Source organism: uncultured Sphingomonas sp., from assembly GCF_964237335.1.
GTDB lineage: Bacteria > Pseudomonadota > Alphaproteobacteria > Sphingomonadales > Sphingomonadaceae > Sphingomonas.
The window spans coordinates 33,584-47,857 of record NZ_CAXSHM010000015.1; the positions used below are offsets into that span (position 1 = coordinate 33,584).

Annotated in this window: 14 protein-coding genes; 9 read left to right on the forward strand and 5 right to left on the reverse strand. The window is 70.0% G+C overall.

Going from position 1 to position 14,274, the window contains the following annotated elements; translation table 11 throughout:
• Window positions 1–135: 135 nt before the first annotated feature.
• The 8 genes from rho (at window position 136) to ACFE65_RS09305 (ending at window position 8,042) form a co-directional block, all read left to right on the forward strand.
• Complete coding sequence (gene rho / locus ACFE65_RS09270; RefSeq protein WP_375382071.1) at window positions 136–1,392, forward strand: transcription termination factor Rho; 1,257 nt, start codon at window positions 136–138, stop codon at window positions 1,390–1,392.
• A gap of 269 nt (window positions 1,393–1,661) precedes the next feature.
• Window positions 1,662–2,327, forward strand: coding sequence for a YjbE family putative metal transport protein (locus ACFE65_RS09275; protein WP_375382072.1), 666 nt, complete (start codon window positions 1,662–1,664; stop codon window positions 2,325–2,327).
• A gap of 25 nt (window positions 2,328–2,352) precedes the next feature.
• Window positions 2,353–2,592, forward strand: coding sequence for a DUF6489 family protein (locus tag ACFE65_RS09280; protein ID WP_375382073.1), 240 nt, complete (start codon window positions 2,353–2,355; stop codon window positions 2,590–2,592).
• Between the two features lie 4 nt (window positions 2,593–2,596).
• A complete protein-coding gene (gene mnmE, locus ACFE65_RS09285) occupies window positions 2,597–3,889 on the forward strand; it encodes a tRNA uridine-5-carboxymethylaminomethyl(34) synthesis GTPase MnmE (RefSeq protein ID WP_375382074.1) in 1,293 nt (430 codons plus the stop codon).
• Between the two features lie 43 nt (window positions 3,890–3,932).
• Complete coding sequence (gene mnmG, locus ACFE65_RS09290; protein WP_375382075.1) at window positions 3,933–5,771, forward strand: tRNA uridine-5-carboxymethylaminomethyl(34) synthesis enzyme MnmG; 1,839 nt, start codon at window positions 3,933–3,935, stop codon at window positions 5,769–5,771.
• The gene (locus ACFE65_RS09295; RefSeq protein WP_375382076.1) at window positions 5,768–6,373 is read left to right on the forward strand and encodes a 16S rRNA (guanine(527)-N(7))-methyltransferase RsmG; all 606 of its coding nucleotides are present in this window, start codon (window positions 5,768–5,770) and stop codon (window positions 6,371–6,373) included. Before mnmG ends, ACFE65_RS09295 begins: the two co-directional genes overlap by 4 nt.
• Window positions 6,370–7,152 carry a ParA family protein gene (locus ACFE65_RS09300; protein WP_375382077.1) on the forward strand — a complete coding sequence of 261 codons (783 nt, stop codon included), beginning with the start codon at window positions 6,370–6,372 and terminating at the stop codon, window positions 7,150–7,152. Before ACFE65_RS09295 ends, ACFE65_RS09300 begins: the two co-directional genes overlap by 4 nt.
• The gene (locus ACFE65_RS09305) at window positions 7,149–8,042 is read left to right on the forward strand and encodes a ParB/RepB/Spo0J family partition protein (RefSeq protein WP_375382078.1); all 894 of its coding nucleotides are present in this window, start codon (window positions 7,149–7,151) and stop codon (window positions 8,040–8,042) included. Before ACFE65_RS09300 ends, ACFE65_RS09305 begins: the two co-directional genes overlap by 4 nt.
• A gap of 155 nt (window positions 8,043–8,197) precedes the next feature.
• On the opposite strand, the gene holA is transcribed toward ACFE65_RS09305, so the two are convergent.
• The 4 genes from holA to ACFE65_RS09325 are packed head-to-tail and all read right to left on the reverse strand — an operon-like array spanning window position 8,198 to window position 12,807.
• Window positions 8,198–9,208, reverse strand: a complete 1,011-nt coding sequence (gene holA / locus ACFE65_RS09310) for a DNA polymerase III subunit delta (RefSeq protein WP_375382079.1) — start codon at window positions 9,206–9,208, stop codon at window positions 8,198–8,200.
• 43 nt (window positions 9,209–9,251) lie between these two features.
• Window positions 9,252–9,758: an LPS assembly lipoprotein LptE gene (gene lptE, locus ACFE65_RS09315; protein WP_375382080.1), complete on the reverse strand. Its 507-nt coding sequence runs from the start codon at window positions 9,756–9,758 to the stop codon at window positions 9,252–9,254.
• On the reverse strand, window positions 9,755–12,352 hold the full coding sequence (gene leuS / locus ACFE65_RS09320; RefSeq protein WP_375382081.1) for a leucine--tRNA ligase: 2,598 nt from the start codon (window positions 12,350–12,352) through the stop codon (window positions 9,755–9,757). The genes lptE and leuS overlap by 4 nt, the downstream gene beginning before the upstream one ends.
• An 8-nt stretch (window positions 12,353–12,360) precedes the next feature.
• Window positions 12,361–12,807 (reverse strand): DUF3576 domain-containing protein, encoded by a 447-nt coding sequence (locus tag ACFE65_RS09325; protein ID WP_375382082.1) that lies wholly within the window; start codon window positions 12,805–12,807, stop codon window positions 12,361–12,363.
• A gap of 228 nt (window positions 12,808–13,035) precedes the next feature.
• Here ACFE65_RS09325 and ACFE65_RS09330 point away from each other — a divergent pair, with 228 nt between their 5' ends.
• Window positions 13,036–13,725, forward strand: coding sequence for a hypothetical protein (locus tag ACFE65_RS09330; protein WP_375382083.1), 690 nt, complete (start codon window positions 13,036–13,038; stop codon window positions 13,723–13,725).
• Between the two features lie 8 nt (window positions 13,726–13,733).
• On the opposite strand, the gene ACFE65_RS09335 is transcribed toward ACFE65_RS09330, so the two are convergent.
• On the reverse strand, window positions 13,734–14,246 hold the full coding sequence (locus tag ACFE65_RS09335) for a thiamine phosphate synthase (RefSeq protein ID WP_375382121.1): 513 nt from the start codon (window positions 14,244–14,246) through the stop codon (window positions 13,734–13,736).
• Window positions 14,247–14,274: the final 28 nt, after the last annotated feature.

A 14,274-nucleotide genomic window follows, 5' to 3' on the forward strand; every position in this document is an offset into this window, starting at 1 on the left:
GGGAAGCGCGAACCTAGGTCGTGCGCGTGGCAGAGGGCCGTCCTGGTTCCGCTGCCCGCTCCAGCCTCGTATCGCTGCGTGCCAAACGCCGGCCGACGCTCCAGCACCGTGATATTCCAGCGCCGGAACACCTGCATGCATCTCAAAGACCTGAAGAAGAACAAGCCGGCCGAGCTGGTGGGTATGGCGGAGGAACTCGGCGTCGAGGGCGCCTCGACGCTCCGCAAGCAGGACCTGATGTTCGCGATCCTGAAGGTTCAGGCCGAGCAGGGCGAGCAGATCATGGGGCTGGGCACAATCGAGGTGCTGCCTGACGGCTTCGGCTTCCTGCGCAGCCCGGAGTCCAACTATCTGGCCGGGCCCGATGACATCTACGTCTCGCCCAACCAGGTCCGCAAATGGGGGCTTCGTACCGGCGACACGGTCGAGGGCGAGATCCGTGGGCCCAAGGACGGCGAGCGCTATTTCGCGATCACGCAGCTGACCGCCGTCAATTTCGACCATCCCGATGCGGTGCGTCACCGCGTCAATTTCGACAATCTGACGCCGCTGTATCCGGAATCGAAGCTGACGCTCGACCAGGTCGACCCGACGGTCAAGGACAAGTCTGCCCGCGTCATCGACATCGTCAGCCCGCAGGGCAAGGGCCAGCGCACGCTGATCGTCGCGCCGCCCCGTGTCGGCAAAACGGTCATGCTGCAGAACATGGCCAAGGCGATCACCGACAATCACCCCGAGGTGTTCCTGATCGTGCTGCTGATCGACGAGCGGCCCGAGGAGGTGACCGACATGCAGCGGTCGGTGAAGGGCGAGGTCGTCTCCTCGACGTTCGACGAGGCCGCAACCCGCCACGTCGCGGTCGCCGAGATGGTGATCGAGAAGGCCAAGCGCCTTGTCGAGCACAAGAAGGACGTGGTGATCCTGCTCGACAGCATCACGCGCCTCGGCCGCGCCTACAACACCGTCGTGCCGTCGTCGGGCAAGGTGCTGACCGGCGGCGTCGACGCCAACGCTTTGCAACGCCCCAAGCGGTTCTTCGGCGCGGCGCGCAACATCGAGGAGGGCGGCAGCCTCTCGATCATCGCCACCGCGCTGATCGACACCGGCAGCCGGATGGACGAGGTGATCTTCGAAGAGTTCAAGGGCACCGGCAATTCCGAGATCGTGCTCGACCGCAAGGTGGCGGACAAGCGCATCTTCCCGGCGCTGGACGTCGGCAAGAGCGGCACCCGCAAGGAGGAGCTGCTGGTCGACAAGACGAAGCTCAGCAAGATGTGGGTCCTGCGCCGCATCCTGATGCAGATGGGCACGATCGACGCGATGGAGTTCCTGCTCGACAAGATGAAGAACTCGAAGACCAACGAGGACTTCTTCGACAGCATGAATCAGTAGCCGGATGCGGCAGCCGGCGACGCCCGGCTGACTCGCACCGGCTCGGCCGACGGGCAGGCGCGAAGCGGCTGTCCCGATCGACGTCACGGACGGGCTCTGGCCCGTACGCCCCTTTTGAACTCCATCCCTCCAAGGCCCGACGTGGCAAGGTTCTCCTGAGCGCGTGCCTTGCAGGCAGTCGAAGGGCCACGTCGTCGATCCTCGCTGTAGCGAGGTCGGCCGGGCGAGAGAGCTATCGCCGGCTTCGCCGACGCGGTAGCTCTCTCGCCATGCCCACCTTCAGCCTGGCCGACATCGTCACGCCCGGCGGCCTCGCCGCGCTCGGGCAGGTGATCCTGATCGACCTGATGCTCGCCGGCGACAATGTCGTGGTGCTGGGCACGCTGGCGGCGGGGCTGCCGGAGACGGCGCGCAAGCGGGTGCTGGCGATCGGCGTCGGCGTCGCGCTCGTCTGCCTCGTCGGCTTCGCCTGGTTCGCGACGCGGTTGCTGGCCGTCGTCGGGCTGCTGTTCGCCGGCGGGCTGCTGTTGCTGTGGGTGGCATGGAGATTGTGGCGGGAGCTGAGGTCCGGGGCGCTCGGCCTAGCCGATCACGCAGCCGGAGCGGCTCCGCGACCGCCCAAGAGCATCGCCCGCGCTGCGGTGCAGATCGCGCTCGCGGACCTGTCGATGAGCCTCGACAATGTGCTGGCCGTCGCGGGCGCCGCGCGCGAGCATCCCACCGTATTGTTCGTGGGCCTCGCCTTGTCCGTGACGCTGATGGCGGTCGCGGCGAACCTGATCGCCCGCTTCATCGAGCGGTATCACTGGATCGCCTATCTGGGCCTGGCGGTCATCCTGTGGGTCGCGGGATCGATGGTCTGGGAGGGTTGGACGAACCAACAAGTCGGATTGGGGCGGGTGTTTCGATGCTATGTCGATCATCGCTGCAGCTGACGCGCGACGGCATGAGGAGATAGGCATGAAGATGCATCTGGAGATCGACTGCACGCCGGAGGAGGCGCGCCGTGCCATGGGCTTGCCGGACCTGTCGCCCGTCCACGATCGCTATGTGGCGATGCTGCAGGAGGCGATGGCGGGCCAGGTGCGGCCGGAAGCGATCGAGACGATGATGCGCAGTTGGGCACCAATGGGTGAGGCGGGCATGGCGATGTGGCGTCGACTGTTCGACGCGTCCGGCAAGGCCGGCAAGGCGGACTGATCGCGTGGCCGGCACCGGCGACACGATCGTCGCCCTGTCCAGCGGCCGGCCGCCCGCGGCGATCGGCGTGATCCGCCTGAGCGGGCCGGCTGCGCTCGCCGCCGCTACGGCGCTGGCGGGAACGCTGCCGCCGCCACGGCGTGCCGGGCTGCGCGCGCTCCGGGACGCGGCGGGCGAGCTGCTCGATCGCGCGCTGGTGATCGTGTTTCCAGGGTCCGATAGCGCGACGGGCGAGGACCTCGTCGAGTTGCACTGCCATGGCGGCCGCGCAGTGACGGCGGCGGTGGAGGCGGCGGTTGCGTCGCATGCGGGCGTGCGACGCGCAGAGCCGGGCGAGTTCACGCGCCGGTCGCTGACCAACGGGCGCATAGACCTGGCGGAAGCGGAAGGGCTGGCGGACCTGCTTGCAGCCGAGACCGAGGCGCAGCGCCGCCTCGCGCTCGACGCGGCGTCGGGCGTCGTCACCCGGCGGTTGACGGCGTGGATGGACAGGCTGGCGGACCTGGCCGCGGCGGTCGAGGTCGCGATCGACTACGCGGGGGAAGGCGAGGGGGCCGGGTCAGGCGAGAGGGAGGCAGCACTCGACACCGACGCGACTGCACTTCTCGCAGACCTCCGACGCGCGCTCGCCGAACCGACCGTCGAGCGTATCCGCGACGGCATCCGCGTGACCCTCGCCGGGCCGCCCAACAGCGGCAAGTCGACGCTCCTGAACGCGCTGGTCGAACGCGACGTCGCGATCGTGTCGCCGGTGGCCGGAACGACCCGTGATCGGATCGAGGCGCCGGTGCAGCGCGAGGGCATGGCCTTCGTGTTCACCGACACCGCCGGCCTGACCATGACGCAGGACGTGGTCGAGGCGATCGGGGTGGATCGCGCGCGCGAGGCGATCGAGGCGGCGGACCTGCTGCTGTGGCTCGGCGACGACCCCCCGCCGCGGAGCGACGCGCTCACGATCCATGCCCGCGCGGACGCGCCGGGGCGGGAAGCGCCGCCGCCGGATCGTCTGCCCGTGTCCGCCCGGCGCGGGGAGGGGCTGAGCGCCTTGTGGCAGGCGATCGTGGCGCGGGCGGTGTCGATCGTACCGGTTGCCGGAACCGGCGCGCTGACGGTCCGCCAACGCGATCAGGTCGGCTGGGCGGCCGGCCAACTCGCGGCTGCCATGGCCACCGCCGACCTGCTGATCGTCGCGGAGGAGCTCAGGATGGCGCGAGCGTGCCTCGGCCGCCTACTGGGTATTGATGCGACGGAAGCGATGCTGGACGCGCTTTTCTCGCGCTTCTGCCTCGGCAAGTGACGTTGCACGTGGAACGTATGTCGCAGTTGCGCTAGGCCGCGTCATGTTCGACGTTCTGGTGATCGGTGGTGGCCACGCCGGCGTGGAGGCGGCGACGGCGGCGGCCCGGCGTGGCGCCCGCACCGCGCTGGTGACGTTCGATCCGGCGCATACAGGCGCGATGTCGTGCAATCCGTCTATCGGCGGAGTCGGCAAGGGCCATATCGTCCGCGAGGTCGACGCGCTCGACGGCGTGATGGCACGCGCGGCGGACGCTGCGGCGATCCACTATCGCCTGCTCAACGCCAGCAAGGGCCGCGCCGTCCAGGGACCGCGCATTCAGGCAGACCGCCACCGCTACGCCGCCGCGGTCGCAACCGCGGTCGAGGCGGCCGGCGTGGCGGCGATCGCGGGGAGCGTCGCGGCGCTGTCCGTCGCATCGGGGCGCGTCACCGGCGTTCGGCTGGGCGACGGAGTCCTGATCGCGGCAAGCACTGTCGTACTGGCGACGGGGACGTTCCTGGGCGGCCGCATCTTCCGTGGCGAGGAGCGGGCGGACGGCGGCCGGATCGACGAGCGGTCCGCGACCGAACTCGGCCGCCAGCTCCGCGCGCTCGATCTGCCGCTCGGACGGCTCAAGACCGGCACGCCACCCCGACTTGACGGCCGGACCATCGACTGGGCGATGTTGGACGAACAGCCTTCCGACGCAGTGCGCTGGTCGATGTCGCCGCTCGGGCCGGGCCGCGTGCTGCCGCAGGTCGCCTGCGCGATCACCCGCACCACGCCCGTCGTCCACGACCTGATCCGCGGCTCGCTCGACCGATCGCCGCTGTTCGGCGGCGCTATTGGGGGCGCAATCGGCGGCACCGGGCCCCGTTACTGCCCGTCGATCGAGGACAAGATCCACCGCTTCGGCGACCGCGACGGTCACCAGATCTTCCTCGAACCCGAAGGGCTCGACGATCCGCTCGTCTATCCCAACGGCTTGTCGACGTCGCTGCCGGCCCACGTGCAGCAGGCGATCGTCGCCGCCATCCCCGGGCTGGCACGCGCCCGGATCGTCGTCCCCGGCTATGCCGTCGAATATGACTATCTCGACCCGCGGCGGCTCGACCATCGATTGGCGTCGCGCGACCTCGCCGGGCTGTATTGCGCCGGTCAGATCAACGGCACCACCGGCTATGAGGAGGCGGCCGGGCAGGGGCTGGTCGCCGGCGCCAACGCGGCGGCGGAGGCGCTCGGGCTCGCGCCGCTGATGCTCGATCGCGCGTCGAGCTATCTCGGCGTCATGATCGACGATCTGGTCCTGCAAGGCGTCACCGAGCCCTATCGGATGCTCACCGCCCGTGCCGAATACCGGCTGAGTCTGCGCGCCGACAATGCCCCGACGCGGCTGGCGGCGATCGGCACAGCGGCGGGGCTGCTAGGGGCCGAGCGGCTGGCCTGGCTGCGGCGGCGCGAGGGCGCGCGGGACGCGATCGACGCGGCGCTCGATCGCCCGATCACCGCCGCTGCGGTGCGGGTGGCGGGCGGCGACGTGTCGCAGGACGGATCGCGCCGCACCGCGCGCGAGTGGTTGCGCTTCCCCGAGGTGACGCTGGATCAGGTCGCGCCCGACCTTGAAGCTCCCGACACCGATCTGCTCGACGAGATGGTCGAGGACGCCCGCTATGCGCCCTATGTCCAGCGCCAGGCGGATGAGATCGCTCGGCTGCGGCAGGGAGAGGCGACGCTGCTGCCCGCTACGCTCGACTTCGCGGCGATCCCCGGCCTGTCGAACGAGATGGCGGAGCGTCTGTCCGCCGCCCGGCCGCCGTCGCTCGCTGCGGCGGGGCGCATCCGCGGCATCACCCCGGCGGCGCTGTCGGCGATCTTCCTCCATGCCCGCCGGGCAGCGTGACCGAGGAGGAGGCGCGCGACTGGATCGTCCGGCACCACGGCCAGGCGGCGCTCGACCGGCTCGGACAGTTCGTCACGTTGCTGGTCGACGAAGCGGGGCGGCAAAACCTGATCGCGCCGTCCACGATCCCGTCGATCTGGAGTCGCCACATCGTCGACAGCGCGCAGCTCGCCGGCTTCTCCACCGGCACCGGCCTTTGGCTGGATATCGGCAGCGGCGGCGGCCTGCCCGGGGTCGTGCTCGCGCTGTTGACGGATCGATCCTTCGTCCTGTGCGAACCCCGTAAGCTGCGAGCCACATTCCTGCAAAAAGCAGTCGCCGTGCTCGGCTTGGCGGACCGGGTTTCAGTCGCCACCAGCAAGGTCGAGGCGCTCACAATCCGCGCGTGCACGATCACCGCCCGTGCGGTCACCGGCCTCGATGCGCTGGTGCGGGCGGCGCGAGGGTGCGCAGATCAGGACACCGACTGGATTTTACCGCTTGGCCAATCGGGCGCGGCCCAGATACAAGCTTCGACCATGCTGCGCCGCACCGTGTTTCACGTGGAACCAAGCCTGACTGATCCGACGGCGACCATCCTCGTCGCGCGTGGCATCGCATGATCACGATCGCTGTCGCCAACCAGAAGGGCGGCGTCGGCAAGACGACAAGCGCGATCAACCTCGCGACCGCGCTGGCGGCGATCGGCCATCGCGTGCTGCTGATCGACCTCGATCCGCAGGGCAACGCGTCGACCGGGCTGGGCATCGGCCGCAACCAGCGCGCCCTGTCGTCCTACGAGGTGCTGATCGGGCGGGCGACGGTCGCCGAGGCGGTGATCGGCACCTGCGTGCCGGGGCTGGAGATTGTCCCCGCTACGGTGGACCTGTCCGGCGCCGAGATCGAGCTGGTCGAGTTCGAGGCCCGGACCCACCGTCTTCGTCACGCGCTCGCGCGCGCCGGCGACCGGTGGGACATCGCGCTGGTGGACTGCCCGCCCTCGCTCGGGCTCCTCACGATCAACGCGATGGTGGCGGCGGACTCGCTGCTGGTCCCGCTGCAATGCGAGTTCTTCGCGCTCGAGGGGCTCAGCCAGTTGCTCAGCACGGTCGAGCGCATCCGCAGCCGGTTCAATCCGGGCCTGGCGATCCTGGGCGTCGCGCTGACGATGTACGATCGCCGCAACCGCCTGACCGACCAGGTCGCTTCCGACGTACGCGCGGTGCTCGGCAAGGCGGTGTTCGAGACTGTGATCCCGCGCAACGTGCGGCTGTCGGAGGCGCCGAGCCACGGCCTGCCGGCGCTTATCTACGACCATCGCTGCTCGGGATCGGAGGCCTATATGGCGCTCGCGCGCGAGCTGATCGTCCGGCTGCCGGGCCGCGGAGCGAAGGCGGCATGAGCCGGCCGAGCGGCCTTGGACGCGGGCTGAGCGCGCTGCTGGGCGACGTCGCGCCGCGGGACGATGCGACGTCGCCGGCCACCGACCGGCGCGACGTGCGGCTGCTGCCGATCGACGCGCTGTCGCCGCATGCCGGTCAGCCGCGGCGGCATTTCGAGGAGACCGCGCTGGAGGAACTCGCCCAGTCGATCGCCGCGCGCGGCATGATCCAGCCGATCGTCGTGCGTGCGTTCGGCGGCGGCTATCAGATCGTCGCCGGCGAGCGGCGCTGGCGCGCGGCGCAGCGCGCCCGGCTCGCCGAAGTGCCGGTGGTCGTGCGCGATTACGACGATTCGGAGACGCTGCAGATCGCGCTGCTGGAGAACATCCAGCGCCAGGACCTGAACGCGATCGAGGAGGCGCGCGCCTATCAGCGGCTCGCCAGCGAGTTTGGCCACAAGCAGGACGAGATCGCGCGCACCGTCCACAAGTCGCGCAGCCACGTCGCCAACCTGCTGCGGCTGCTCGACTTGCCCGAGCCGGTGCAGGAGCGGGTGGTCGACGGCTCGCTCACCATGGGCCACGCGCGCGCGCTGCTCGGCGCCGCCGAGATCGAGCAACTGGCGGATCAGGTCGTGTCGCGTGGGTTGTCGGTTCGCGACACCGAAAAGCTCGCCCGCGCCGCCAAGGGACGCGAGCCGGCGGAACGCTCTGCCCCGCGCCGCGCGGACGGCGACGGCGGCCCGAATCCGCATGCGGATGTCGCCGCGTTGGAGCAGCAACTGGCCGACATGCTGGGGCTGCCGGTGGCGATCACCCTGGGCGACAAGGGTGGCACGCTGTCGCTGTCCTACGTGACGCTCGACCAACTCGACATGCTCTGCCAGCGGTTGAGCGGCGAGGGGATTTGAGCTCGGAGGGTCCGCTAACCCACTATTCGTGCGGAGCCTGTCGAGGCCAGTCCTGAGCGCCTGCCTTGTCAGGCAGTCGAAGGGCACGTGCCCTGTACGCGCCCTTCGACAAGCTCGGGGCGAACGGTAGTAGGTATGGATTTTGGGTAGAAGGCCTATCGCCGATCCGCCGCCGCACGGCCTAAGGTCATCGCCATCTGGTCCGACAGCACCCGGCCGGCGGTCGCGGCGGATTTCTCCGCCCGCTCGGCGGCGACCACCAGGTCGAGCGCCCGCGCCAGCCGGGCCGCGTTCCAGCGGCGGACCGCGCGCAAGACGGCGTCCTCCTCGCTGAAATGCACCCGCCGCTTGACCAGCATGGCCGGATCATTGCCGCGGTCCGCCTCCAGCCGAAGCTCGATCAACAGCACGAGCCGCCGCGCGAGCTGACGCAACCACTGGACGGGCGCCGCGCCCGCCTCGGCCAGCCGCATCAGCTCGGCGCCGAGCTCGGCAGTGCGTCCGTCGACCAGCGCGGCGATCATCTCGTCCGCCGCCGCTTCGCCCAGATCGGCGCCGATCGCGTCCAACGCGGCGCCGTCCAGCTCGCGCACACGTCCGACGTCGGCGTCGAGGAACAGCGCCAGCTTCTCCAGTTCGCGCGCGATAACTGCACGATCGTTGCCCGCCGCATCGGCGATCCGCTGCGCGGCGCCGCGGACGGGACGCAGGCCATGGTCGAGCGCGAGGTCCGTCACCAACTGCTCGGCGGCACGGCCGGTAGGAGCGTAGCATTGCGTGACGATCGCGGCGGGGGAGTCGCCGGCGAGCTTCACCAGCTTCGCGGTCGCCTTCAGCGATGGCGCGATCGCGAGCACGGGATTGCCGGCGCGTGCCGCGGCCAAGAGATTGGTGACGGCCTCCAGGCTTTCCTCGCCGACGCCGGTGACGCGGATCCAGCGAGCGTCGCCGAACAGCGACATCGCCGCCGCCTCGTCCGCCAGCCGCGCGGGGTCACTGCGCAGCGTCGCGCCGTCGAGATCGATCCTTTCCGCGCCGGCGCCCATCGTGCGGCCGAGCTGGGCGGCGAAATCGAACGCGGCCGCCTCGTCGGGGCCGTGGATCAGGTACAGCCGGACGTCGGGCGCGAGCCGGCTGAGCGCGGCGCGCAGCTGCGGCGGCTTCATCCTCACGGCGCGACTCTCGGACCGATCCTTGGCGGCGTCTGTCTCACCGATCCGCTGGGTGGCCGCGCGCGTAGAGTGCGACGCGGGTGGTGATCTGATCGGCGACGATGCCGGACAATCGCTCCAGCGCAGTGTTCTCCGCCGCGATCGTCGCATATTCGCTGCCGACCACGTCGATGCCCGCGTCCGAGCCCGCCGTCGCGTCAAGCACCGTCACCTGCGTGTCGAGCCGGACAAGCTGGAACCGCGCGCGCAGCGAGCGCCGCTCGCGCGTCGCGGCATAGTCGGCGCGGACGGCCAGGCCTTCTATATGGTCGTCGAGCTTAATGTCGAGCCGGTAGCGCGGCTTGCCGTCACCGTCTCCGGCGAACCGGTCGCGCAACGCGTTGCCGATCAGCCAGCCCGCCTTGCCCTCGATCGGCGCGACCTCGACGCCGGCGAGCGAGCGCGCCACGGTGCCCGACGCGCCGCCGGCGTACAGCGGATGCAGGCCGCAGCCGCCGAGCGTCAGCGGCAGCGCCGCCGCGAGCAGGAGCGCCTGCGCCCTCATGCGACGAGGTTCACGAGCCGGTCGGGCACCACGATCACCTTGCGGGGCACGCAGCCTTCCAGCAGCCGGACGACCTTGTCCGACGCGAGCGCGGCCGCCTCCAGCGCCGTCCTGTCGGTGCCCTTGGGGAGCACCAGCGTGTCGCGCAACTTGCCGTTGACCTGGATCGCGATCGTCACCTCGTCGTCGACGAGCATCGCCGGATCGACTGCCGGCCACGACGCATCGGCGATCAGGCCGCTTTCGCCTGCGTTGAACCAAGCCTCCTCGGCCAGATGTGGCACCATCGGGCTAGCGAGCAGCAGCAATGTGCGTGTGGCGTCGCGCCGGTCGGCGGAGGGCTGAGCCTTCTCGATCGCGCTGGCGAGCGTGTAGAGCAGCGCGACCGCCTTGTTGAACTGCAACCCCTCGATCGCGGTGGCGACGCCGGCGGTGGTGCGGTGAGCGAGGCGGCGCAGCGGCAAGTCGGCGGCGGCGTCCGCATCTGGCGGCTCGGCCGCGACGAGCCGCCACAGCCGCTGGACGAAGCGCCACGCGCCCTCGATCCCGTTCTCGCTCCACTCCAGATCGCGCTCGGGCGGCGAGTCCGACAGCATGAACCAGCGCACCGCGTCCGCGCCGTACTGGTCGACGATCGGCTCGGGATCGACGGTGTTCTTCTTGGACTTCGACATCTTCTCGACGCGGCCGACTGTCACCGGCCTCGCACCGTCGCGCGAGACGACGCCGTCGGCTCGACGTTCGATATCGTCGGGCGATAGCCAGACGGGCGCCTGACCCTCGCCAAGCGGCGGGAACGAGTAGGTCTCGTGCGTCACCATCCCTTGCGTGAACAGCCCGGCAAACGGCTCGGCGATGTCGAGCTTGCCGAGATGCTTCAGCGCGCGCGTCCAGAAGCGCGCGTACAGCAGGTGCAGGATCGCATGCTCGACGCCGCCGATATATTGCCCGACCGGCAGCCAGGCTTCGGCCGTGGCGCGGTCGAACGGCTTGTCGTCAGGCTGGCTGGCGAAGCGGATGAAATACCACGACGAGTCGGCGAACGTGTCGAGCGTGTCCGTCTCGCGCACAGCGTCCGCGCCGCAGGTCGGGCAGGGTACGTGCTTCCACGTCGGGTGCCGGTCGAGCGGATTGCCCGGGATGTCGAAGCTCACGTCCTCGGGCAGCACGACGGGCAGGTCTGCGCGGGGAACAGCCACGACGCCGCACGCGGCGCAATGGATCACCGGAATCGGCGTGCCCCAGTAGCGCTGGCGCGAGACGCCCCAGTCGCGCAGGCGGAAGACGGTGCTGCCATGGCCCCATCCTCCCGCCTCGGCGCGCTCGATCACCGTCCGCTTGGCGTCGGCGATCTCCATCCCATCGAGGAAGTGCGAGTTCACGAGCGTGCCCGCACCCGTCCACGCGACGTTACCTACGAACACCGGCGCATTCTCCGCACCCTCGGACACTACGCGCTTGACCGGCAGGTCGTATTTGCGCGCGAAATCGAGGTCGCGCTGGTCGTGCGCGGGCACGCCGAACACCGCGCCGGTGCCATATTCCATCAGTACGAAATTGGCGATGTACACCGGCAGCTCCCAGCGGGCGTCGAGCGGGTGGCGCGCACGCAGGCCGGTGTCGAAACCCAGTTTCTCCTGCGTCTCCAGCTCGGCTGCGGTGGTGCCGCCCTGCTTGCAGCGCGCGACGAACGCGGCGACGGCCGGGTTGACCGCCGCCATTTCCGCGGCGATCGGATGATCGGCGGCGATCGCGACGAAGCTCGCGCCGAAGATCGTGTCGGGCCGCGTGGTGAACACCTCGACCGAGCGGTCGCCGGTGGTCGGCTCGGGATCGGCAAGTGCGAACCGGAAGCGCAGCCCCTGGCTGCGACCGATCCAATTCTCCTGCATCAGCTTGACCTTGTCAGGCCAGTGATCGAGCGCGGGCAGCCCGTCGAGCAGCTCGTCGGCGAAGTCGGTGATCTTGAGGAACCACTGGTTCAGCTTGCGCTTCTCGACCACCGCGCCCGACCGCCAGCCGCGCCCGTCGATCACCTGCTCGTTGGCGAGCACGGTCATGTCGACAGGGTCCCAGTTGACCGAAGACTGGCGCCGGTAGACGAGACCGGCCGCCAGGAAGTCGAGGAACAGCGCCTGCTCGTGGCCGTAATAATCGGGCTCGCACGTCGCGAGCTCGCGGGACCAGTCGAGCGCGAAGCCTAGCCGCTTCAACTGCGCGCGCATCGTCGCGATGTTGGCGCGGGTCCAGGTGCCGGGATGGACGCCCTTCTCCATCGCCGCATTCTCGGCGGGCATGCCGAACGCGTCCCAGCCCATCGGGTGGAGCACCTCATGCCCGGTCATCCGCCGATAGCGCGCCAGAACGTCGCCCATCGTGTAGTTGCGGACGTGCCCCATGTGGATGCGCCCTGAAGGATAGGGGAACATCTCGAGCACGTAGGATTTGGGCCGCGTGCTGTCGTCGCGTGCGGCGAAGGTCTGACGCTCGTCCCATACCGCCTGCCAGCGCGCATCTGCACTCAGCGCGTTGAAGCGCGATACGGGCTGCGCGTCCTCGCGCGTCGGCCCCGGCGCGTCGGCGCGCGATGACATGACCTCGATCAGCCGACGATGGCGGCACGGCGCAGGTCGCGGGCCCGGGTCAGGATGATGTCCTCGAGCTTCTGCACCGTCGCCGCCTGCACGGGCGCCGCGATCCACTGGCCGTTCTGCTGCACCTGGCGCAGCGCCGCGACGCGCAGCGCGTCGGCGCGCAGGTCCTGGTCGAGGATCGTCACCGTCACCTTCAGCCGCTCGGTCGGTGCCTGCGGGTTGATGTACCAGTCGGTGACGATCACGCCGCCGTTTGAGTCGGTCTGCACCAGCGGCATGAAGCTCAGCGTGTCGAGGCTCGCGCGCCACAGATAGGCGTTGACGCCGATCGTCGTTACCTTGGACGCGGCGACGTCGGGGTTCACCTTCTTGTGCTTGCCGTGGACGCAGCCGCCGAGCGCGAGCAGGGCGAGGGAGGCCGATGCGGCAAGGGCGGTGGCGCGCGGGCGGATCATGTGCATCGGTCCTGGACGAAAGCGGGAGGTGCGATTGCATCTACCCCTCGGCGTGCGCAGCCGCAACCCGCGCCCGCCTGTGGGGTAAGTGCAACAGCCGCCCCGAAATGTGTCGCCGCGGGGGTGACGAAGGAGCGAATCCTGCTAGGCGCGTTTTAAGGACAACCCGGCGTGAATCGCCGGGGCAGGAGGATCGTCGTTACCGTGGCCGTACCGCGCCTGACCGTCATGATCGCCGCTGCCGCGCTCGTCGCGACGGGCGCCATGGTCGCGCCCGCGTTCGGCGCGCCGGAAGAGACGCCGCAGCAGATCATCGGGCGCCGCGCATCGGTGGCGTCAGCGGGCGGCATGGGCACTTTCACGCCCGCTGCCGCCGATCCGCGGCTCGCCGCGATGTTCGCGCGCAGCGGCCTCGCCGATGATGGCTTCGACTTCACCCCTGCGCAAACGCGGCGGATCAGCCGCGCGGTGACGGTCGCCGTCCGCTCGCGCTCCACCCGCGCGCTGGCCAGCCTCGACAAGACGCCGGCGACAGTCGGCCTGGCGCCGATCGCGTACAACATGGGCGCGGCGATCGGGTGGAAGCGGTTCGCAGTCTCAGGCGACGTCGCGCATGTCGACCTCGCCGGTCAGCCCGGCAGCCGCGAGGCGGCCGATCTGGGGATGAGCTACACGCTCAATCGGTTCACCGGCCGTGTGAAGGGGCTGATGGATCGTCCGCTCGCTGACGCGCCGAAGCTGGTCGAGCAGGCGCCGAGCTATTCGGTGGACGTCGGCGGCGCCTATCGCCTGACGCACAACGTCGACCTGACCGCCGGCATGCGCTACCGCCGCGATCTCGACCAGCAGCAGCAGACGATCGACACGCAACGGCACGACAGCCAGGCCGTCTATGTGGGCACCGCATTCCGCTTCTGATCGCCCGGTCAGCGCGAGAGTTCGTGCGGGGGCACGACCTGCCAGGCATCGATTGCGGCCCACCCATCGAAGCCCAAGCCGGCGACGCGCCGGAACCGACCGGCATCCATTCCGCCCAGCGCGATCCGCATCACCGGCAATCCGCGTGCGATCGCGGCTGCGCGGAGCGGGCCTAGGCCGACAGCGCCGGGGTGCGAGCGGGTGGCGAACACCGGCGATACGAACACGAGCAGGGCGCCGGCGCGCGCGGCCGCGATCGCTTCTCGCCGATCATGCGCAGGCCAGGTGAGCGAGCCGCGCCGGCCATGGGTCGGTATCCTGCCGTGTCCAGGCCAATCCCGGATCGGCTTACCTGCCACCACCAGCATCAGCCGCCGCGCCCGGCACACGCGGGCGACGGCGGCCAGCAATCGCCGGCGCTCGGCGGGGACGGTCGCATAGTGGCGGAACACCACCCCTGCGCCGCGCGGCAGCTGGGCGAGCGCAACCCACAATCCATCGCCCAGCCGCTCGTCCGTCATCAGCCACACGCTGGGAAGCGCTTGGCCC